The 20135-nt window shown below is 71.2% G+C and carries 19 protein-coding genes and 1 pseudogene; 8 read left to right on the top strand and 12 right to left on the bottom strand.

The genetic code is table 11. The features are described 5' to 3' along the window. Positions 1-443 precede the first annotated feature (443 nt). Together IEY81_RS21710 and IEY81_RS21705 are read left to right on the top strand one after the other, a co-directional pair. Positions 444-1154, top strand: a complete 711-nt coding sequence (locus IEY81_RS21710) for an ABC transporter ATP-binding protein (RefSeq protein WP_189120579.1) — start codon at positions 444-446, stop codon at positions 1152-1154. Then, a complete protein-coding gene (locus IEY81_RS21705) occupies positions 1154-3538 on the top strand; it encodes an ABC transporter permease (RefSeq protein WP_189120578.1) in 2385 nt (794 codons plus the stop codon). Before IEY81_RS21710 ends, IEY81_RS21705 begins: the two co-directional genes overlap by 1 nt. Positions 3539-3698: 160 nt before the next feature. On the opposite strand, the gene IEY81_RS21700 is transcribed toward IEY81_RS21705, so the two are convergent. Further along, entirely contained in the window at positions 3699-4625 is a 927-nt protein-coding gene (locus IEY81_RS21700) for a TerC family protein (protein WP_189120577.1), read from the bottom strand. Between the two features lie 234 nt (positions 4626-4859). Here IEY81_RS21700 and IEY81_RS21695 point away from each other — a divergent pair, with 234 nt between their 5' ends. Beyond that, complete coding sequence (locus IEY81_RS21695) at positions 4860-5687, top strand: DUF8832 domain-containing protein (RefSeq protein WP_189120576.1); 828 nt, start codon at positions 4860-4862, stop codon at positions 5685-5687. 31 nt (positions 5688-5718) lie between these two features. Here IEY81_RS21695 and IEY81_RS21690 read toward each other — a convergent pair whose 3' ends face one another. The 5 genes from IEY81_RS21690 to IEY81_RS21670 all read right to left on the bottom strand — a co-directional run bounded on the left by IEY81_RS21690 (position 5719) and on the right by IEY81_RS21670 (position 10315). Next, positions 5719-7446: a copper resistance CopC/CopD family protein gene (locus tag IEY81_RS21690; RefSeq protein WP_189120575.1), complete on the bottom strand. Its 1728-nt coding sequence runs from the start codon at positions 7444-7446 to the stop codon at positions 5719-5721. Next, entirely contained in the window at positions 7443-8150 is a 708-nt protein-coding gene (locus tag IEY81_RS21685; protein WP_189120574.1) for a YcnI family copper-binding membrane protein, read from the bottom strand. The genes IEY81_RS21690 and IEY81_RS21685 overlap by 4 nt, the downstream gene beginning before the upstream one ends. 73 nt (positions 8151-8223) lie before the next feature. Beyond that, positions 8224-8721, bottom strand: a complete 498-nt coding sequence (locus tag IEY81_RS21680; protein ID WP_229788070.1) for a cell division protein FtsQ — start codon at positions 8719-8721, stop codon at positions 8224-8226. Between the two features lie 198 nt (positions 8722-8919). Next, positions 8920-9549 carry a 3-oxoacid CoA-transferase subunit B gene (locus IEY81_RS21675; RefSeq protein ID WP_189120572.1) on the bottom strand — a complete coding sequence of 210 codons (630 nt, stop codon included), beginning with the start codon at positions 9547-9549 and terminating at the stop codon, positions 8920-8922. Between the two features lies 1 nt (position 9550). Continuing rightward, entirely contained in the window at positions 9551-10315 is a 765-nt protein-coding gene (locus tag IEY81_RS21670; protein WP_189120571.1) for a CoA transferase subunit A, read from the bottom strand. A gap of 128 nt (positions 10316-10443) precedes the next feature. Between IEY81_RS21670 and IEY81_RS21665 the strand changes: the two genes are divergently transcribed. Continuing rightward, positions 10444-11289, top strand: coding sequence for an IclR family transcriptional regulator (locus IEY81_RS21665; RefSeq protein WP_189120570.1), 846 nt, complete (start codon positions 10444-10446; stop codon positions 11287-11289). Between the two features lie 14 nt (positions 11290-11303). On the opposite strand, the pseudogene IEY81_RS21660 reads toward IEY81_RS21665, so the two are convergent. Next, positions 11304-12191 (bottom strand): annotated as a pseudogene (locus IEY81_RS21660) (LLM class flavin-dependent oxidoreductase); the annotation flags it as partial. Between the two features lie 93 nt (positions 12192-12284). On the opposite strand from IEY81_RS21660, the gene IEY81_RS21655 reads away from it, so the two are divergent. After that, the gene (locus IEY81_RS21655; RefSeq protein WP_189120583.1) at positions 12285-13439 is read left to right on the top strand and encodes an SGNH/GDSL hydrolase family protein; all 1155 of its coding nucleotides are present in this window, start codon (positions 12285-12287) and stop codon (positions 13437-13439) included. A 166-nt stretch (positions 13440-13605) separates the two neighbouring features. Beyond that, the gene (locus IEY81_RS21650; protein ID WP_189120569.1) at positions 13606-14286 is read left to right on the top strand and encodes a Crp/Fnr family transcriptional regulator; all 681 of its coding nucleotides are present in this window, start codon (positions 13606-13608) and stop codon (positions 14284-14286) included. 69 nt (positions 14287-14355) lie between these two features. Here the strand turns inward: IEY81_RS21650 and IEY81_RS21645 are convergent, their stop codons facing one another. The 3 genes from IEY81_RS21645 to IEY81_RS21635 form a co-directional block, all read right to left on the bottom strand. Next, positions 14356-14715, bottom strand: coding sequence for a VOC family protein (locus IEY81_RS21645; protein WP_189120568.1), 360 nt, complete (start codon positions 14713-14715; stop codon positions 14356-14358). Beyond that, entirely contained in the window at positions 14712-15530 is an 819-nt protein-coding gene (locus tag IEY81_RS21640) for a MerR family transcriptional regulator (RefSeq protein WP_189120567.1), read from the bottom strand. Before IEY81_RS21640 ends, IEY81_RS21645 begins: the two co-directional genes overlap by 4 nt. Before the next feature lie 65 nt (positions 15531-15595). Next, complete coding sequence (locus IEY81_RS21635) at positions 15596-16081, bottom strand: FBP domain-containing protein (RefSeq protein WP_189120566.1); 486 nt, start codon at positions 16079-16081, stop codon at positions 15596-15598. Between the two features lie 58 nt (positions 16082-16139). Here IEY81_RS21635 and IEY81_RS21630 point away from each other — a divergent pair, with 58 nt between their 5' ends. After that, positions 16140-16757 (top strand): TetR-like C-terminal domain-containing protein, encoded by a 618-nt coding sequence (locus tag IEY81_RS21630; protein WP_189120565.1) that lies wholly within the window; start codon positions 16140-16142, stop codon positions 16755-16757. Positions 16758-16907: 150 nt separating this feature from the next. Here the strand turns inward: IEY81_RS21630 and IEY81_RS21625 are convergent, their stop codons facing one another. Next, positions 16908-17216, bottom strand: a complete 309-nt coding sequence (locus IEY81_RS21625) for a hypothetical protein (protein ID WP_189120564.1) — start codon at positions 17214-17216, stop codon at positions 16908-16910. 96 nt (positions 17217-17312) lie between these two features. On the opposite strand from IEY81_RS21625, the gene hrpB reads away from it, so the two are divergent. Continuing rightward, positions 17313-19805, top strand: coding sequence for an ATP-dependent helicase HrpB (gene hrpB, locus IEY81_RS21620; RefSeq protein WP_229788069.1), 2493 nt, complete (start codon positions 17313-17315; stop codon positions 19803-19805). Here hrpB and IEY81_RS21615 read toward each other — a convergent pair. Next, complete coding sequence (locus tag IEY81_RS21615; protein WP_189120563.1) at positions 19780-20037, bottom strand: hypothetical protein; 258 nt, start codon at positions 20035-20037, stop codon at positions 19780-19782. The two genes, hrpB and IEY81_RS21615, sit on opposite strands and share 26 nt — an antisense overlap. Positions 20038-20135: the final 98 nt, after the last annotated feature.

Genomic DNA, 20135 nt, shown 5'->3' with positions numbered 1-20135 from the left:
GGTGGTCTCGACAAGCTCGACCACCGGTGGAGCCATGACTCCGCGCCACGCTTGGGCCGCCGCCCCGATAGCCAGCCATGTTTTTTCTCGACCTGTTCCGGTGTCCAGGACCGCGAAGCGGCCGGCGAAGCCGGCGGCCGTAGGCCGTCCTTGACTCCGGGGCAGGTCGAGAAGACCCTCAGGAAAGGGTCGGCGGCCCAGACCAGCCTCGGCGATACGTTTCCGGCAGGGAGGTCTCGACAGGCTCGACCTCCGGTGAACACCGCCGGGGGCTGGTGTTGCGGGTGGGGTGGTCTCGACAAGCTCGACCACCGGAGGACCCAACGGGCAGCTGGGTCAGGGATTCCCCTGAGATCGTCCCCATTCATCCACCCCAGGTCGTACACGCGGATCAGCCCTGAGCCCGATGCGGGATGACGGCGGGCGACGAGAGGCTTCGGGGCATGACACAGACCTCTGTTCCCACGATGACGGCGGCCGCCCGAGCGGTGGGCCTGACGAAGACTTATGGCAAGGGTGCGACTGAGGTGCATGCGTTGCGCGGGGTGGATCTGGAGATCCGGCGCGGGGCGTTCACCGCCATCATGGGCCCGAGCGGTTCGGGCAAGTCGACGCTGATGCACTGCCTGGCCGGGCTCGACCGGCCTACGAGCGGGCAGGTGATGGTGGCGGGGCAGCCGCTCGAGAATCTCGATGATGACAAGCTGACCGTATTCCGGCGGGAGAACGTCGGGTTCGTCTTCCAGGCCTTCAACCTGCTGCCGATGCTGACTGCCGGCCAGAACATCCAGCTTCCGCTGGAGCTCGCGGGCAAGCGGGTGACCGATGAGACCCGTGCCCGCGCGCAGATGATCGCGGACACCCTCGGCATCGGGAAGCGCCTGGGCCACAAGCCCTCCGAGCTCTCCGGCGGCCAGCAGCAGCGGGTGGCGATCGCCCGTGCGCTGGTCACCCAGCCCGCGATCCTCTTCGCCGACGAGCCCACCGGCAACCTCGACTCCGAGACCTCGGCCGAGGTGCTCGACCACCTCCGCCGCAGCGTCCGCGAGCTCGGCCAGACCGTGGTGATGGTGACCCACGAGGACTCCGCCGCTGCGTACGCCGACGAGATCGTGACCGTCAAGGACGGGCACATCGAAGGGGTGACGCGCTGATGCGGACGGTGTTGTTCGCATCGTTGCGGACCTACGCCCGCCGCTATGCGGCAGCAGTGGTCGCGGTCGTCGCCGCGGTCGCCCTGATCGTGGTGACCAATGCGCTCACCTCGGCCACCAAGTCCGGTCTCCAGGCCGGCCTTGACGCCCCGTTCCAGAACGCGGTCGGCGGCGTCGAGTTCCCCGCTGACGAGGCCATCGAGAAGTACGTCGACCAGGGCGGCTGGCCCATGGGCACGAGCTACCAGGCCGTACGCACCGAGAAGAAGCAGCTCGGTGACCGGGTCCCCATCGGCACGGTCTCCACCGAGAGCCGCTGGCAGTGGCAGACCCTCGAGGCCGGCCGCTTCCCGACCGCCTCGGGCGAGGCGGTGGCGAACGCCGCCGCGGCGAAGACCCACGACGTGGCCGTCGGCGACACGATTCGCGTCGGCAGCGGGGCGAACGTGGCCGAGGTGACCGTGGTCGGCCTGGTCGACGCACCGAACATGTGGTCCTCGAACCTCTACGTGACCTGGCCACAGATGCAGGAGTGGAGCGACAGCTACGTCCCGATGCTGCTCACCGCTGCGACCGGCTCCGCCGACGACGACTGGGTCGCTTCCGGCGAGCTCGTCGACACCCTGCAGAAGCGGCTCAACAACGAGATCGACGTCGTCGCCTACATGGTGCTGATCTTCGCTGCCATCGCGCTGTTCGTCTCGGTGCTGGTCATCACCAACACCTTCACTATCCTGTTCGCCCAGCGGATGCGTGACTTCGCGTTGCTGCGGGCGATGGGGGCGACGAAGCGGCAGGTGCTCCGTTCGGTACGCCGCGAGGCACTCGTCCTCGGCGTCCTCGCCACGCTCCTGGGGCTCGTCATCGGCGCACTCCTCGGGTGGGGAATCGTCGCGGTCGTCAGGGCGCTCGCCGAGAACGCGCCGCTCGGCGACGTCTCCTACGAATGGCCGTGGCTCGTCGGTGCAGGCGCGATGGGTGTGCTGACCACCCTGGTCGCCTCCTGGCTACCCACCCGTCGCCTGATGCGACTGAGCCCGCTCGCCGCGCTCCGCCCGCAGGAGGGTTTCGAGGTCCGTGGGGCCGGCAGGCTCCGGATCGCCCTCGGCCTGGGAATCGTGCTGGCCGGTGTCGCGATGATGTTCTTCGCGGTGTCCGTGAACGACCCGTTCGCCGGCCTGATGACCGTGCTGCTGGGCGGTTCCGTCGCCTTCGTCGGAGTGATGCTGCTCGGGCCCGTGCTGGTGCCGGCGCTGGTCCACCTGGCCGGTCACGCGCTCGCTGTGGTCTCCGGCACGCCGGCCAAGCTGGCCTCGGCCAACGCCGGTCGCAACCCGAAGCGCACCGCGGCGACCGCGGCATCTCTGCTCGTCGGCGTCACGCTGACGACCGGTGTGCTCACCGGGATGAACACCATCCGTGGTGCGCTCTCGGACGAGATGGCCGCTCAGCACCCGATCGACATGGTCCTGCAGTCGGGCACGGAGCCGATAGCCGCCGACGCTCTCGGCCGGGTCGAGAAGGTCGGCGGGGTCGACGACGCGGTCGAGGTGCCGGGTGCGGTCGCGACGATCGAGCCCGTCGGCAAGGGAGAGAGCGCCCCGCTGCCGCTGCCGGTGGTCGCCCCGCCGGTCAGCGACGTACCGCTGAAGGAGATCAGCGTCGACGAGGGCACGATCGTGCTGCCCTACGAGGCCGCCGACGAGCTCTTCGACGGCGACCAGGTGAAGCTCGCGCTCGACGGTCGGACCACGACGCTCGAGGTGAAGGTCGACGCCATCGACGGGGCGGCTCGGGTCTCGGCGGAGACGCTGGCCGAGCTGACCCAGAACCCCAAGACGTACGCCATCTGGGTCCGTGCCGCGCGCAGTGCCGATGCCGAGGAGCTGGGCGGCTCGCTGAGCGCGATTCTCCCGGACGCCGACCTCGCCAACGGCAAGGCCGACCGCGCGTGGGTGGAGCTCCAGCTCGACGTGATGACCTGGGCGGTCGTGGGTCTGCTGGCCATCTCGGTGCTGATCGCGCTGGCTGGCATCGCCAACACCCTCGGCCTCTCGGTGCTCGAGCGTGGTCGCGAGCACGCGCTGCTGAGGGCGCTCGGTCTGACTCGCCGTCAGCTGCGGCGCACGCTCGCCGCCGAGGCCGTGCTGCTCTCCGCGGTGGCCGCCGTGGTCGGCACCGTCCTGGGTGTCTTCATCGCCTGGCGAGGCAGCGAGGTCCTGCTCGACGGCGTCGTCGCCGGAGACGACGCGCGGTTCGACATGCCGGTGCTCCAGCTGGTCGCGGTGGTCCTCGTGGCAGGCCTGGCCGGGCTCATCTCTTGCGTGGCGCCGTCCAAGCGGGCGGTCAAGGTGAGTCCTGCGGAGGGGCTTGCGCTGGACTGACGCGGGAAGGCCGATGTGTTGGTCTCGACACGCCTCCGCCTAGCGGCTCCGGCGGCTCGAGCGACGTGGGGCCCGCGGCTCGACCGACGGGGAGGAGCCCCGTCGGTCGAGCCGGGCTCGTGAGGGACGAGCGAGCCCGGCTCGAGACCAACACAGCCGTCTAGGCGTCCGAGCTCTCCAGGACCTCCTCGCGCTCCGACCGCGACGAGGCGATCAGGCTGGTGGTGACGGTGACGGCGAGGATGCCGACGATGATCACCAGCGAGAGCCAGGTGGGCACGACGGGGACGCCGGCCCAGTGGCCGTGGGCCCAGTGGAGGCCGAGCTTGACGCCGATGAAGGCGAGGATCGCGGCCAGACCGTAGGAGAGGTGGACCAGCTTGGACAGGGCGCCCTCGAGCACGAAGTAGAGGGCGCGCAGGCCGAGCAGCGCGAAGGCGTTGGTGGCGAAGACGAGATAGGGGTCGCCGGTGATGCCGTAGACCGCGGGCACCGAGTCGACGGCGAAGATGATGTCGGTGGCGAAGATGGCGAGCACCACGATGGCCATCGGCTTGAGGCCGATCTTGCGGCCGAGACGTACGGCCAGCATCTCCTCGGGGTCGACCTCCTGGTCGTGGCCCTGCAGCGCCTCGACGAAGAGCTTCACGGCGGTGGCCAGCAGGATCGCTCCGAAGATCAGGAAGACGACGTCCCACCGGGACAGCGCGGCGGCGCCGAGCGCGATGAAGATGCCGCGCAGCACCAGCGCTCCGACGATGCCGAAGAGCAGCACCTTCTGCTGCAGGTGGCGCGGCACCGCGAAGGCGGCGAGCAGCAGCATGAAGACGAACAGGTTGTCGACACTGAGCGACTTCTCGACGATGTAGCCGGTGTAGTACTCGAAGCCGGTCTGGCTGCCGTGGGCGCTCCAGACCCACACACCGAAGGCGAGCGGCAGCGCGATGTAGAAGGCCGACCAGCCCAGCGCCTCCTTCATGGAGACTTCGTGCGGGCGTCGGGTGAGCAGGAAGTCGAGCGCGATCAGCACCACGACGGCAGCGATGGTGACCGCCCACAGGGTGGGCGTGGCGATGGTATGCAGCATGCAGGGTCCTCAGGCGTGTCGATGACGTCTGAGGTCTCCCTCACCCCTGATCGGGGCGTCGTCCCGGGACGGTGTCGGCACCGACGTACTGACCGGAACGAGCTTGGCGAGGTACTCCCCTCGAGAAGAAGGGTATCGGTCGCACCGAAGCCGACCGCAATCCCCTGTCTCACGAACGCCCCGGTCGAGGAGGTCGAGCTTGTCGAGACCCACGCATGTGTCACCCTTTACCCCGTGCGTGCCGGAATCGTTGCCGTCGTGATGTCCCTCGGCCTTGCGGTCACCCTGATCGCCTGCGGTGGCGAGCCCGAGGCAGCCGACCCCTCCTCCGCGCCGAGCGCGGCGACGGTGGTGACCGCGATCAAGGGGGCGAACGGCACCTCCGCGACAGCAGGCGGCTACGAGATCGGCGACGTACGCCTGCCCGCGAAGGCGGGTGAGCCGGGCACGGTGAGCTTCACGATCACCAAGGACGGCGAGCCGGTCGGCGACTACATCGAGGAGCAGACCAAGGACCTCCACCTCTACGTCGTACGCGACGACCTCGAGGTCTTCCGCCACCTGCACCCGTCGCAGGGCGATGCCGGTGCCTGGTCCGGTGAGGTGACGCTCCCGGCCGGCGGCACCTACCGGGTCGTCGTCGAGTTCGCGGCGAAGACCCCCGACGGCAAGGGTGAGCAGGCGATGCTCGGCGCGAGCGCGGCGGTCGCGGGGCCGACCGAGGTGGAGGTGCCCGGCTCCGACGACGGCACGGTGGTCGCCGCACTGGAGGAGACCCCGAAGCCCGGGAAGGACCAGGAGGTCGGCGTGCTCGTCTCCGACCCGGCCGGCAAGCCGGTCAACCTCGGCACCTACCTCGGCACGTACGCGCACGTGACCGCCTTCAGCCGCGAGACCGGCGAGGTCATCCACCTGCACCCCCTCGGCGGCCCCGAGAACGGACCCGACGGCACCCGCCTCGGCATCCACGTGAAGCCGCCGAAGGCGGGTGACTACGTCTTCTTCGTGCAGGTACGCGTCGACGGGATGATCCACACGCTGCGGCTCCCCGTCACCGTCTGAGCCTCACCGTCTGAGCCTCACCGTCTGAGCCTCACCGAACGGAGAACTTCAGCACCCCCAGCGGGCTCTCGAACTCGCCCAGCCGCAGCCCGACGGTCGCCTCCCAGGTGCCGCCCGTCGGCAGGACGACGTCGCTCTCCCAGGTGCCGGCGCCGACAGAGGTCAGCCGCAGGCTGCCGAGGTCGACGTCACCCGAGCGGAGCTTGGCGGTCGGCAGCGCGGCGGCCTCGACCGGCTCACCGGTGGCGTCCTGGATCTGCAGCCGCAGCACGTTCGGCCCGGGCGTCCCTGGCGTCAGGGTCGCGTAGACCCGGTGGTCGTCGCCCAGTTCGGCGGCCTGGGTGCCGGTCTGCGCCACCGCAGCGGTGCCGCCCCCGGCGGAGGGGACCTCTGCCTGCGGCGGTCGGTCGACCAGGAAGCCCGTGACGCCGAGGACCACGACCAGCACGCCGATCTCCATCAGCACCGCCCGGCGCAGCATCGAGCCGGCCGCGACGGTGTCGTCGTGGCCGGCCGCCTGCCGGACGCGGGGGAGGACCAGCAGCCGGTTGCCGGCTGCCATCACCGAGACCGCGACGACCAGCGCCACCTTGGTCATCAGCAGGGTCCCGTACGTGCTGTTGAGCAGGTTGGTCCACGACTCGAGGATCCGCCAGCCCATGAGCACGCCGGAGAGCGCGAGAGCGGCCAGCGAGGCGGCGGCGAGCGTGGAGAAGCGGGTGACGATCTCGGCTGCGACCGTGCCCCGCCGGGTGATCAGCGGCAGGGTCAGAGCGAGCCCGACCAGGCCGCCGAGCCAGAGTGCGCCGGCGACGAGGTGGATGATGTCGGTGGCCGTGACCAGCCAGGCCGGCACGACCGCGCGGGAGTGGCCGACCAGCGCCGGGGAGACGATCGCCACCAGCGCCGCGAGCGCGGCCAGTCGGGGCCGTTCGCGCAGCGCGAGCGCGGCCGCGATGCCGATGATGCCCACCAGTGCGCTGAGCCACTCCTTGCCGACCGAGGCCGGCGACCAGGCGTCGTAGGTGAAGATCGCGCCGGGCCCGCTCTCGCTCTGCAGCGCGCCGCTGGCCGGGGCCAGGAACACCAGCGCGAGCACCGCGACCATGCCCGCGAGGATCTGGAGCTTCTGGACCCGCGTGGTGGCACGGTCGGGCACCCGGTGCTCACCGACGATCAGCGCGCGGAACCAGACCAGGCCCACGACCAGCAGCAGCGCTGCGTACTGGATGAACTGCAGCACCCCGTGGATCGCCGCCGTCGCCTTCGACGGCTCGGCGGAGGGTGGCGGGGCGACGCTGAGGCTCGGCGCGCCGACCGCGAAGGTCAGCGAGCCGGAGATCGGGTGGCCGTCGGCGGAGACGGCGCGCCAGGCGACGACGTAGGTGCCGTCGCCGAGGCTGCTCGCCTCGGCGAGCTCGACCTTCATCTCGGTGCCGCTCGCGGTCGCCTCCGAAGTCACCTCCTCGCCCTTGGCGTCGTAGACCGTCACGCCCGCCGGCGGCAGGGTCACGGCCTCGTCGAAGGTGAAGGTGATCGTCTCCGGCGCCGCGTCCAGCACCGCCCCCTCCTCGGGGTTCGTGCCGATCAGCGAGGCGTGCGCCTGCGCGGGGGAGACGCTGAGCAGGACGGCGTACGCAGCGGCGGCGAGCACCACCAGCAGCCGCCCCAGGGCGCGCCGGCCCGGCCCCCCGCCCCACCGGAGGTCGAGCCTGTCGAGACCGAAGAGACAGGGCCGGCGCGTCAGGGAGACACTCACGCCTTGCGACGCCCCAGCGCGAGAGCGGTGGAGCCCGCGATCAGACCGAGGATCCCGGCGCCGGCACCGACGCCGCCCCACAGGTTGTCGCCGTCGCTCTTCTCGCTCTGCGCGGCGGCGGGCTCGGCCTTCTCGTCGGAGCTTGCCGAAGCGCCGTGCCCGTCACCACCCTCGGCGGCCGTGACCTCGAAGGCCGGAGCAGGGCTCTCCGGCTCCTCGCTGGCACCCTCGGGGGTCTCCTCGATCCAGGCGGTCTCGCCCTTCTCGCAGGTCTGGATGGTCGGGAAGGCGAGGGTGCCCTCCTCCTCCGGCAGCTGCAGGGAGACCTCGAAGGCGTCGCGCTGGCCGTCGGGCAGCGGGGTCTTCGCGGTGTAGACGACGGTGGCGTCGCGCTCGGTCAGCTCGTTGCCGTGGGCGTCCTTGATCGGCTCGTCGAGCTTCTCCTTGGTGACCTCGACGTCGTAGAACGGCTGGCGCGTCGGGGTGACCGTGTTGATCCCCTCCGGCACCTGGATGGTGACCTTCTTCGTCGGGGAGCCCTCGCAGCCGTGACCGACGCTGAAGGTCAGCACGGAGTACGCACCCGCGGCCGTCTCGGTCGGGGTGACCGTGACGTGTGCGGAGGCGGGGGCGGCGACGAGGAGGGTGACCGCCGCGGCAGCGGCGGCGGGCGCGCCGATGCGCGCGAGAGTACGTCGAGACATGGTCGATGCTTTCTGTGGAGTTGTCTGCTGGCGGGCAACGCTCGAGCGCTGCCCGGTTGTCGGGGTCGGGTCCTCAGGCGAGGACCGGCGGCCCCCGGCCGGCAGCGACGTAGGTCCACAGGCCGGTGTGCGGCACCACCGGCTGAGCGTTGACGAGGAGCCGCAGGGCGATCGCGATCCGCGGCGTGGGCAGCGTGCGCGAGATGACCTGCCAGGCACGGCGGTGCAGCAGCCAGACCGCGACGGTGAGCACCGCGGCGGCCGCGTGCGCGACGAGCATCGAGGAGTCGCCGCCGCTGCTGCCGTGGGCGTGGGCGGCCGGTGCTGCGTACGCCTCGAAGGCCTCGTGCATCCCCAGCTGTGCCGCTCCGGCGAGGGCCGCGCCCAGGCCGATCCCGACCCGTCGCTGCAGGACCACGACGCCGGCACCGAAGGCCGCGAATCCGGTCGTGACCAGCCACAACGCGTCCGGCAGCATTCCGCCGCCGGCGAGGTGGGCGAGGCTGGCGCCGGTGGTGATCTCCACCGCCGCGAGCAGGGCCAGCCACACGCTCCCACGTGTCGGCCGCACCACCCTCAAATCCACACCGCACATTCAAGCAGACCCGCCGAGAAGTCAGAACCTGACGCCGAGACGTCAGAAATCGACGCCGAGACGTCACTCACGCCGTCCGAGGCGCCACCGAAGTGACCACTCGGACGGCGTACGTGACGCCTCGACGTCAAAGATCGACCTCTCGCGGTCAAAGATCGACGTGTCGGTGGTGGGTCAGGTGATCACCCTCGGCTCGGTCTTCTCCGCGACCTCAGCCTCGGTGACGCCCGGCGCGAGCTCGACCAGGCGCAGGCCCTCGGGGGTGACGTCGAGGACGCACAGGTCGGTGATGATGCGCTGCACCACGCCGAGGCCGGTGTAGGGCAGCGAGCACTCCTCCACGATCTTGTAGGAGCCGTCGCGGGCGACGTGCTCCATCAGCACGACGACCTTCTTCGCGCCGTGGACGAGGTCCATCGCGCCGCCCATGCCCTTGACCATCTTGCCGGGGATCATCCAGTTGGCCAGGTCGCCGGCGGCGGAGACCTGCATGGCGCCCAGGATCGCGGCATCGATCTTGCCGGAGCGGATCATCCCGAAGCTCATCGCGGAGTCGAAGAAGCTCGCGCCCTTGCGTACGGTCACCGTCTCCTTGCCCGCGTTGATCAGGTCGGGGTCGACCGCGTCCTCGGTGGGGTAGGCGCCGGTGCCGAGGATGCCGTTCTCGCTCTGCAGCACCAGCTCGACGTCGTCGGGGACGTAGTTGGGTACCAGCGTCGGGAGCCCGATGCCGAGGTTGACGTAGTCGCCGTCGTGCAGCTCCGCTGCGGCGCGGGCGGCCATCTCTTCACGTGTCCACGGCATGTCAGCGCACCGTCCTCTTCTCGATCCGCTTCTCGGCGGCCTGCTCCGGGGTCAACGGCACCACCCGGTGCACGTAGACGCCCGGAAGGTGGATGTCGTTGGGCTCGAGCTCGCCGGGCTCGACGAGCTCCTCGACCTCGGCGACCGTGATCCGGCCGGCCATCGCGGCGAGCGGGTTGAAGTTGCGCGCGGAGTCCTTGAAGACGAGGTTGCCGTGGCGGTCGCCCTTCCACGCGCGGACGATGCCGAAGTCGGAGACGATGGCCTCCTCGAGCACGAACTCGCGCTCACCCTCCGGCGTCTCGAAGGTCATCACCGGCTTCTCGGGGGAAGTCTTGATGACGTTGCCGGCGTCGTCGTACTTCCACGGCAGCCCGCCCTGCGCGACCTGCGTGCCGACGCCGGTGCGGGTGTAGAACGCGGCGATGCCGGAGCCGCCCGCGCGCATCCGCTCGGCGAGCGTGCCCTGCGGGTTCAGCTCGACCTCGAGGTCACCGGAGAGGTACTGCCGCGCGAACTCCTTGTTCTCACCGACGTACGAGGCGACGACCCGGCGCAGGCGGCCGGCGCCGAGCAGCAGGCCCAGGCCCCAGTCGTCGACACCGGCGTTGTTGGAGACCACCTCGAGGTCGGTCGTACCGGCCTCGAGCAGAGCATTGATGAGCACCGAAGGGATGCCGCACAGCCCGAAGCCGCCGACCGTGAGGGTCGCTCCGTTCGGGATGTCCGCGACCGCCTCGGCGGCTGAGGAGATGACCTTGTCCATGGGCTCTAGTCAAGGATCGGACGGTCGATCGGTCAATAGATGAGCGCGAGTTCACGCTGGATCTTTCGTTGATCGACCTCGCTGAGACATCGGCGTCCACTCAGCGGACGTCGCATATCGTACGTCTCATGGCATCTGCTCCCGAGGCGCACCAGCCCACTGGTCAGCCCAGCGTGATCCGCCGCAGCGCCCACCTGCTGCGGCTGCTCGCCGCACGCGAGCCGGAGGGCGCCACCACCACCCACCTCGCCACGACCGCGTCCATCCCGCGGCCCACCGCCCACCGGCTGCTCAGCACGCTCCAGGAGGAGGGGCTGGTCGAGCGCGACAACACCACCGGCGCCTGGCACCTGGGCCCGGAGTGCTTCCTGCTCGGCGCCGCCGCCACGACCCGCCACGACATCACCCCGGCCGCTCGCTCGGCGGTGCTGCGTCTGGCCCGGGAGACGGGGGAGAGCGCCTTCTTCTCGATCCGCCGCGGAGACGAGACCGTCTGCGTGCTGCGCGAGGACGGCTCCTTCCCGATCCGCTCGCACGTGCTCCACGAGGGCATCCGGTTCCCGCTCGGCGTCGCCTCGGCCGGCCTGGCGATCCTGGCGTTCCTGCCGGAGTCGCGCCGCGAGGCCTACCTGGCCCGCACCGACCTGGTCCCCGCCTACGGTTCGGACCACTCCGCTGATGCTCTGCGCGAGCGCGTCGCCGCCACCCGCGAGCTCGGCTTCGCGGTCAACCCGGGGCTGATCGTCGTCGGCAGCTGGGGTCTCGGCGCCGCGGTCTTCGACGCCCACGGCCAGCCCTACGGAGCGCTCAGCCTCACCGGCATCGAGGCCCGACTCGCGCCCCCGCGCCAGCAGGAGCTCGGCCGCCTGCTGCTGGACGCGGCCCACACGCTGACCACTAGCTCCGGGTCGGAAACCCCGGTCATGATCTCGGCCAGCGCCGCGTCGGAGGCGAGCTGGGCGTCGCGGTCGTAGGTCGAGGTGAAGGCGATGAGCTCGTCGGCGCCAGTGCGTTCGGCCAGCTCGTCGAGGCGGCGCCGCACCGTCTGGGGGGAGCCGGCGGTGGTGCGCGCGAGGTGCGCCTCGACCCGCTCACGGAGCTGGTTGGTCCAGGTCTGGTCGCGGATGGCGGCGACCGGCTCCAGCGGGCCGAACTCGCCGGTCTGCCGAGACCGGGCCATCGCCCAGGCTTCGGGGAGCGCGAGGTCGGCGGCCTCGGCGTCGGTGTCCGCGACGAGGATGTCGGCCGAGATCGCGACCGAGGGTGCTTCGGCTCGGGTCGACGGTCGGAAGTCCTGACGGTACGCCCCGAGCACCTCGTCCAGCCGCGGGCTGTCCAGCACCGGACCGCCGACGACGACCGGCAGCCCGAGCTCGGCGGCCAGCGCGACGCCGCGTCCGGTCGCGAGCACGAACATGGGAATTGTCCCCGTGGCCGCCGGGCGGGCGGTGACGGGCGCGGTGCGGTCGAGGTAGGCGCGGAGCTCGACGATGTCCTCGGCGAAGGTGTCCGGGTCGTCGACGTCCTGGCGCAGCGCGCGGCGTACGGGCGCTGTGAAGCCGAGGGTGCGGCCCAGGCCGAGGTCGATGCGGCCGGGGTAGAGCGCGTCGAGCATGAGGAACTGCTCGGCCACGACCAGCGGCTGGTGGTGGGGCAGCATCACGCCGCCCGAGCCGAGCCGGATGGTGGAGGTGTGGGCGCCGAGCGCGCCGATCAGCACAGGCGGTGCGCCCGAGGCGATCCCCGGCACGGCATGGTGCTCGGCGACCCAGAACCGGTGGTAGCCGAGCCGCTCGGCGGCCACCGCCCGCTCGATCGTGTGGGTCAGCGCAGCGCCCTCCGCGTACCCCACCCGGGTCCGGGACCGGTCCAGCATCGAGAGCTTCACGACGGGTTCAACGATCCCGGGGCGCCGATCCTTCCCAGTGTCGTGCTTGCATGTCTTTGCCGAGAGAGAGGTGCGAATGTGATGTGGGACCATCGGCTCGACCCGGGGCTCATCCACGGTGCCGCCGAGGTGGCGCCCACGGAGCGGGGCTGGCTCCCGCACCGGCTGGCTCCGGCGGCTCGCGCACAGTGCACCGACCCGCAGCTGCTCTCCGTCGAGGCACAGCCCTCGGGCGTACGCCTGGTCTTCCGCACGCCCGCGACAGTGGTCGAGCTCGACCTGATCCGCACCCGCAGCGTCATCGTCGGGGTGCCCGACCGGCCCGACGGGATGGTGGACCTGCTGGTCGACGGCGAGCTCGTCGGCCAGGCGGCCACCACCGGCGGCGACGTGCTGCGCGCCGACCTCGCCACCGGGCAGAGCGAGCTCGAGCCCGGTCCGGTCGGCACCGTACGCTTCGCCGACCTGCCCGCCCGCGACAAGCGCGTCGAGCTGTGGCTGCCGCACTACGAGCGCGTCGAGCTGGTCGCGCTGCGCACCGACGGGCCGATCGAGCCGGTCGCGATGGGAGAGCGGCGGGTGTGGCTCCACCACGGCAGCTCGATCAGCCAGGGCTCCAACGCCGCCAGCCCCAGCACCACCTGGACCGCGCTGGCCGCGGCGAAGGGTGACGTCGAGCTGGTCAACCTCGGCTTCTCCGGCAGCGCCCTGCTCGACCCGTACGTCGCCCGCGCGATGCGCGACACCGACGCCGACATCCTCAGCGTCAAGATCGGCATCAACATCGTCAACGCCGACCTGATGCGCCAGCGCGCCTTCGGCCACGCGGTCCACGGGTTCCTCGACACGATCCGCGACGGCCACCCCGACAAGCCGCTCCTCGTCGTCGGCCCGATCCACTGCGCGATCCATGAGGACACCCCCGGCCCCGGCGCCTTCGACCCGGAGGCCCTCGCGGCCGGCGAGGTCCGCTTCATCGCCACCGGTGACCCCGCCGAGGTCGCCGGCGGCAAGCTCAGCCTGAAGGTGATCCGCGACCAGCTCGCCTCGATCGTCGCCACCCGCCAGCCAACCGATCCCCACCTCCACCACCTGGACGGCCTGGACCTCTACGGCCCCGCCGACGCCACCGCCCGCCCCCTGCCCGACAACCTCCACCCCGACGCCGCCACCCACGACCTGATCGCCACCCGCTTCGCCCGCCTGGCCTTCGGAGAGACCAACCCCTTCGCCTAGTCCGGGGATCACCGGTGGTCGAGCTGGTCTCCGGTGGTCGAGCTTGTCGAGACCACCCTCACCGGAACACCGACTGTGGCGAACAACGCACTCCTACAAGCCAGCCCAGCCCCTCCGACTCAGTACGCTGGGAGTTCGGCCAAACGACGACAGGAGCGGCTGAACAATGGATCAAGACGTGCTCCGGCACGCACCGCTTTTCAGCGAGCTGGACGACGAGTCGATGTCGGCCGTGCTCGCGATGATGCGCCAGGACACCATCAAGCGTGGCCAGGTGCTGTTCCACGAGGGAGACGCCGCCGACCGGCTCTACGCCGTGACCTCGGGCAAGGTGAAGCTGAGCCGCGCCTCGTCCACCGGTCAGGACAGCGTGCTGGCCATCCTCGGCCCGGGCCAGGTCTTCGGTGAGCTCTCGCTCTTCGACCCGGGCCTCCGCTCCTCGACGGTCACCGCCGTCACCGACCAGGTGGAGCTCGCCTCGCTCAGCCACGACGACCTGCTGACCTGGCTCGACGGCCGCCCGAGCGTGACCCGCGGCCTGCTCGCGCTGCTCTCCGGCCGCCTGCGCAAGGCCAACGACGTGATCGGCGACCTCGTCTTCGCCGACGCTCCCCGCCGAGTGGCGAAGGCGCTCCTCGACCTCGCGGAGCGGTTCGGCCAGGAGACCGACGAAGGCCTCCGCGTACGCCACGACCTGACGCAGGAAGAGCTCGCCCAGCTCGTCGGCGCCGCGCGAGAGACCGTCAACAAGGCCCTCGCCGACTTCGCCGCCAAGGGCTGGGTCAAGCTCGAGTCCCGCGGCGTGATCATCACCGACATGGAGCGCATCGTCCGCCGAGCCGGCTGACTGATCCTCCGGAGGTCGAGCCTGTCGAGACCCGCCCGCCCCACCGGAGGTCGAGCTTGTCGAGACCCCTCAGTGATCAGCAGACACGCAGAACTCGTTCCCCTCGACATCCCGCAAGACGGTCCACCGGATCCCGATCTCGTCATGCTCGTCCAGAGCAGTCGCACCCAGCCCGACCAGCCGAGCGACCTCAGCGTCACGATCATCGGCGACGAGGTCGGGGTGGGCGCGGTTCTTCACCTGCCGCGCCTCAGGCACCCGCGCGAACAGCCAGGCCTCCGCACCCGGCGTGGGCTGCTTGAGCCCGATGGAGCTGAACTCCTCGGTGCTGCCCTCGTCGAGCGGGCGCTCGAGCACGTGGGACCAGAAGGTGGCGGTACGCAGCGCGTCGGAGCAGTCGAAGCTGATGGCGCCGAGCGTCAGGGTCATCGGCTTTCCTTTCGAGGGGTGAGTGGCCAGACCAGGTCGGTCTGGTGGGCCGACGGCGGAGCGCCGTCGGAGTCGTGGGCGACGTAGATCTCGCGGACCGGCTGCCCGGTCGGGGTCCCGTGGTGGGCGACCCAGGCGCCGAGGAGGTCGTAGGTCTCCTCCAGCGTCGAGAGGTCGCCGATGTGCGTGATCACGGCGGCGGTGACCGGCGGGAGGTGAAGCAGGATGGTGCCTGCAGGAGCGACGCCGGTAAGCACCGGAAAGTACGCCGTGACCTCCTGCTCCGCCTCGTCGATGAACTCCGCGTCGTACAGCGCCGAGGCCGGCCCCGCCACATCGATCCGCTCGCTACGGCAGGCCTCCTCGAGTCGGGCGTACGCAGGCTCCAGGAAGCCGGTGTAGTCACCGTCGATCACGGTGCCGGTGACCCCGACCGCGGTCATCGCGGGGATGTCGGTCAGCCGCGGCGGCGTCCACGAGGCCGGCGGCGCCGAGTGCAGGTCCTGGACGATCTGCTCGACCCGCTGCGCGCGCTCGCGCATCCGCGCGGCATGGCCGGCGAGCGTCGATGCCGTGACCTCGGGGTCACGAGCCGCCACGATCGTGGCGATGTCGGCGAGCGGAACCTCCAGACCGCGCAGCCGGCGGATGATCGCCGCGTCGGCGAGCTGCCCCGCGGCGTACCGTCGAAAGCCCGTCTCCGGGTCGATCGCCGCCGGCACGAGCAGACCCTGCGCGTGGTAGGCGCGCAGGGTCTTGACGGACAGCGACGACGCGCGCGAGAAGGTGCCGATGGACAGCAGTGCGTCGCTCATGCGCACATCCTCGACTCTCCCCCTGGGGGAGAGGCAAGCAGATTCGAGGCGTCCCTCGGGAGGCGTCAGGCGGGCCGGAGCACGCGCGCGACGAACGAGTCGAGGTTGCCGACCAGCCGGTCGACCTTCTGCTCGACGCTGAGGGTCTCGTGGACGACCGCGGAGTCGAGCTTGCGCTTGCCGCGGACCTTGAGCGAGCAGTCGAGGTCGGCGCAGATGTAGGTGCCGACCGAGTTGCCGTCCTGCCCGGCGCGGCCGGCGCGGTTGGCGACCAGGAGTGCGACGTCGCCGACGGTGGTGCACAGTGCGCACATCGTCTTCCGCGGCCCCCGCGTCTCGCGGGAAGCACGCAGGGCGACCCCGCAGAGCCGGCCGTCGTGCTCGGTGACGAGGTAGTGGTTCTGTGGCGCCTTCGGGTCCTGCCAGCCGAGGTAGTCGAGCTCCTCCCACGGCCGTTCGGCCAGGTCAGCGGGGAGATTGAGGCGCTTGGTGGCGCCCTTGGTGAGGTTGACGAATGAGGAGCGTACGTCGATCTCGGTCAGCGGCTTCATGTCGTTGATGCTAGGTTTCCTACATCTTGTAGGCAACTCGTTATTCGGGAGGACATCGATGGGCCGTCCAGGACTGAACCGTCGCGACGTGATCGCCGCTGCCGCCGACCTGGCCGACGAGCTGGGCTTCGACGCCGTCACCGTCTCGGTCCTCGCCCGGCATCTCGGCGTCAGGTCGCCGACCCTCTACTCCCACATCTCGAGCCTCACCGACCTCCGCACCGACGTCACCGCGTACGTCCTCCACGAGCTCGCCGACGCCACCACCGCAGCCATGGCCGACCGCTCCGGCCGCGACCTCCTCGTTGCCTATGCCGACGCCACCCGCGACTTCGCCCGCCGCTCGCCGGGCCGCTACGACGCCACGACCCGCCAACGCGTCCCCGCTGTCGCGGGCGCCGATGCCCCTCCGTCCCTGGCCGACGCCATCGCCGCCGGCCGCCGCAACGCCGACCTGGCCCTCGCTGTCACCCGCAGCTACGGAGTGGCCGAGGCCGACGAGACGTACGCCGTCCGCCTGATGTCCAGCCTCATCCACGGCTACATCAGCCTCGAGCTCGCCGGCAGCTTCGCCCACCGCGACCCGTCGGCTGAATCGACCTGGCCCAACGTTCTGGCTGACCTGGACGTTGCACTGGCGCGGCTGGCGAACGTTACTGGCCAACCGAAGACATAGATGACCCGAAGAGCTTCGAAGCGGCGTCCGGTTCATCCTTAGGCTTGGGCGTTAAGGCAGGGAGAACTGTCGGCACGGATTCGGCGAACGTACGGATCGCGTGCGCGAGTGGGCGATGCGGCGGACCAGGTAGGCAAGTCGAGTAGTCGGTCAGACGGGCGGCGGCGGTGGGGGAGTGGATGCCGTTGGGGTGACGTCGCTAGATGCACTTGGGGTGCTCGTTGCCTGCTTCAGGGCGTGCAGTTCCCGCTCGATAGCGAACAGTCGGTCGGCCATGTAGCGGAGAAGGTTCGTCTGTTCGAGCATGAGACCCGACTGGTAGGAGAGATGCGCTAGAGACTGGTCGCCCTGCTGAAGGCCCTCGATCGCTCTGAGTGCGTTGGCACGGTCACGCCCTTTCTCGGACGTGAAGAAGTTCATGCGCTTTTCGCCGTGAGACAGTTTTCGTGTGTACGCCACGGTTCAAGATTAAACGACTTCTGAGGGTTGCGTACGTGTTCTGGATGGTGTCTTTGTCTTCCAAAGGCGGTTGCGTGAGTCAGGCACACTGCAGGGGTGTCCGACCCGCTGCGTACCCTGCTCTCCGCACCGCCCGACCTCCCGGTCACCGCGGGGCTGGCCGAGCTCGGCGAGGCGCTCCGCACGCGCGCGGTCGCGGTGGTCCATGCGCCGCCCGGCACCGGCAAGACGACGCTGGTCCCGCCCGCGGTGGCCGACGCCGTCGACGGCCGGGTCGTCGTCACCCAGCCCAGCCGCATCGCAGCCCGTGCCGCCGCCCGCCGGCTGGCCCACCTCCTGGGCGAGCCCGTGGGGGAGACAGTCGGCTATTCCGTACGCGGCGACCGGCGCAGCAGCCGTCGCACCCGAGTCGAGGTGGTCACGACCGGCCTGCTGCTCCGGCGTATCCAGCGCGATCCCGAGCTGGCCGGAGTCGGAGCCGTCGTGCTCGACGAGGTGCACGAGCGTCACCTCGACGCCGACCTGACCCTGGCGCTGCTCGTCGACATCCGGGCCAACCTGCGCGACGACCTGGCCCTCGTCGCGATGTCGGCCACGATCGAGGCCGAGAAGACGGCCCAGCTGCTGGGCGACGCCCCCGTGATCACGGTCCCGGGAGCCCTGCACCCGGTCGAGACGGTCTGGTGCCCGCTGCCGCCCGGCAGGCGACGCACCGACGACCGCGGGATCACCCCGGCCTTCCACGACCACGTCGCCGCGACCGTACGCCGCGCGCTCGCCGAGCACGAGGGTGACGTCCTGGTCTTCGTGCCGGGCGTGGCCGAGGTCGAGGCGACCGTACGACGCCTCGCCGGTGTCGACGCGGCCGTGCACCCGCTGCACGGCCGCCTGCCCGGCGCGGAGCAGGACCGCGCGCTCAGCGAGGGCCCGCGACGGCGGGTGATTATCTCCACCGCGGTGGCCGAGTCATCGCTGACCGTGCCCGGCGTACGCGTCGTGGTGGACGCCGGGTTCTCCCGCGAGCCGCGGACCGACCACCGTCGGGGCCTGGGCTCCCTGGTCACCGTCGCGGTCAGCCGGGCGGCGGCCGAGCAGCGGGCAGGGCGAGCCGGGCGTCTGGGGCCAGGTGCCGTGCTGCGGTGCTGGTCGGAGGCGGAGCATGCGCACCTGGCCGCCCACCCGGAGCCCGAGATCGCCACCGCCGACCTGTCCGCCTTCGCCCTCGAGGTGGCCTGCTGGGGGAGTGGCGACGTGGGTGAGCTCGCGCTGCTCGACCAGCCTCCTGTGCACGCGTTGCGGGCCGCCAGGGAGGTGCTCGTCGAGCTGGGTGCGATGACCGAGGACGGGCGGGCCACCCCGCGAGGCCGGGTGATCGCCGGCGTCCCGGCCGACCCCCGGCTGGCGCGGGCGCTCATCGACGGCGCCGGGCTCGTCGGAGCGAGGCGCGCCGCGGAGGTGGTCGCGATGCTGAGCGAGGACGTCCGCGCTCCGGGTGGCGACCTGGTCGCCGCGCTCCGGTCGCTGCGCGGCGGCCGGCAGGCGGGCCTGTGGCGCAGCCAGGTGGCCCGGCTGAAGGCCATCGTCGAGGAGGCCGCCGACGACGCCGGCTCGCTCACCGACGACGTGGTGGTCGGACTGGTGGTGGCGCTGGCGCACCCGGACCGCATCGCGCGCAAGCGCTCCGGCGGCTCCAGCTATCTGATGGCGTCCGGCACGGGCGCGTCGTTCGTTCCTCGCGACCCGGGGCCGCTGGCCGGCCTGGAGTGGCTCGCGGTGGGCGACGCCGAGCGGCGGCCGGGCCAGCGCGACGCCCGGATCCGGGCGGCGGCCCCGATCACCGAGGACCTGGCGCTGGAGGCGGCGGGGTCGATGTGGACCGAGGCCGACGAGGTCACCTGGTCCTCGGGGCGGGTGGTGGCCCGGCGACGTACGCTCCTGGGCGCGATCGAGCTCTCCTCGGTCCCGCTCGAGGACCCGCCCGCCGAGGCGGTGGCAGAGGCGATCCGGCAGGCGATCGAGAGCGAGGGGATCGCGCTGCTCACCTGGACGACAGCGGCCACCGCGCTCCGCGACCGCCTCGACTTCCTCCACCGCGCGCTCGGTGATCCCTGGCCGGACGTCAGCGACGAAGCACTGACCGAGGACCTCCACTCGTGGCTGGGGCCGCAGCTCGCGCGGGTCCGGTCGGCGCAGGACCTGCGCCGCATCGACGTCGCCGCCGCGCTCCGCGGGCTGCTGCCGTGGCCCCAGGCGGGCCGGCTCGACGAGCTGGCGCCCGAGCGCGTGCAGGTCCCCAGCGGGTCGACCGTACGCATCGACTACTCGCAGGAGCAGCCCGTGCTCGCCGTCCGGCTGCAGGAGGTCTTCGGGTGGACCGACGTGCCGACGCTGGCGGACGGCCGGGTCCCGCTCCTGCTCCACCTGCTCTCTCCGGCTCAGCGCCCCGCCGCGGTCACCGCGGACCTGGAGTCCTTCTGGGACAACGGCTACCCGGGCGTACGCGCCGACCTGCGCGGGCGCTATCCCAAGCACTCCTGGCCCGAGGACCCGCGCAGCGCACCGGCTACTGCCCGGACGAGACGCCGCTGACCTGGCGCCGGGCCAGGGTGAGACCTGCTGCCCAGCCAGGAAGCCGGCCGTTCGCCGGTGGCCTGATCGTCTCCATGTCGAGGCCCCCTCGGGCCAGCGCCCAGGAGACCAGCGAGTTGGAGTTCCACATGTCGCCCGCGCCGATCTCGTCCCGTCCCCAGGTCAGCGCCGGGACCTCGGGGACCACACGAAGCACTTCTGCGACCTGCAGCGGGTCCTCGGTGGCCCGCACCGGGCTCTCCCACCGCCTCGGCGACATCGGCGACGGTGCCGCCGGGCCAGCAGCGCACCTCGTAGCGGAACAGCGCGAACCGTCCGAGCCAGCCGGTC

The sequence above is a fragment of the Nocardioides luteus genome, assembly GCF_014648595.1.
Lineage (GTDB): Bacteria > Actinomycetota > Actinomycetes > Propionibacteriales > Nocardioidaceae > Nocardioides > Nocardioides luteus.
This window is presented reverse-complemented; position numbering and strand designations above follow the sequence as displayed.

Bases quoted from the DNA above. Each gene is read 5' to 3' on its own strand.
- IEY81_RS21710 (WP_189120579.1), top strand. From the start codon at position 444: ATGACACAGACCTCTGTTCCCACGATGACGGCGGCCGCCCGAGCGGTG.
- IEY81_RS21705 (WP_189120578.1), top strand. From the start codon at position 1,154: ATGCGGACGGTGTTGTTCGCATCGTTGCGGACCTACGCCCGCCGCTAT.
- IEY81_RS21700 (WP_189120577.1), bottom strand. From the start codon at position 4,625: ATGCTGCATACCATCGCCACGCCCACCCTGTGGGCGGTCACCATCGCT.
- IEY81_RS21685 (WP_189120574.1), bottom strand. From the start codon at position 8,150: ATGTCTCGACGTACTCTCGCGCGCATCGGCGCGCCCGCCGCCGCTGCC.
- IEY81_RS21675 (WP_189120572.1), bottom strand. From the start codon at position 9,549: ATGCCGTGGACACGTGAAGAGATGGCCGCCCGCGCCGCAGCGGAGCTG.
- IEY81_RS21670 (WP_189120571.1), bottom strand. From the start codon at position 10,315: ATGGACAAGGTCATCTCCTCAGCCGCCGAGGCGGTCGCGGACATCCCG.
- IEY81_RS21665 (WP_189120570.1), top strand. From the start codon at position 10,444: ATGGCATCTGCTCCCGAGGCGCACCAGCCCACTGGTCAGCCCAGCGTG.
- IEY81_RS21655 (WP_189120583.1), top strand. From the start codon at position 12,285: ATGTGGGACCATCGGCTCGACCCGGGGCTCATCCACGGTGCCGCCGAG.
- IEY81_RS21650 (WP_189120569.1), top strand. From the start codon at position 13,606: ATGGATCAAGACGTGCTCCGGCACGCACCGCTTTTCAGCGAGCTGGAC.
- IEY81_RS21645 (WP_189120568.1), bottom strand. From the start codon at position 14,715: ATGACCCTGACGCTCGGCGCCATCAGCTTCGACTGCTCCGACGCGCTG.
- IEY81_RS21640 (WP_189120567.1), bottom strand. From the start codon at position 15,530: ATGAGCGACGCACTGCTGTCCATCGGCACCTTCTCGCGCGCGTCGTCG.
- IEY81_RS21635 (WP_189120566.1), bottom strand. From the start codon at position 16,081: ATGAAGCCGCTGACCGAGATCGACGTACGCTCCTCATTCGTCAACCTC.
- IEY81_RS21630 (WP_189120565.1), top strand. From the start codon at position 16,140: ATGGGCCGTCCAGGACTGAACCGTCGCGACGTGATCGCCGCTGCCGCC.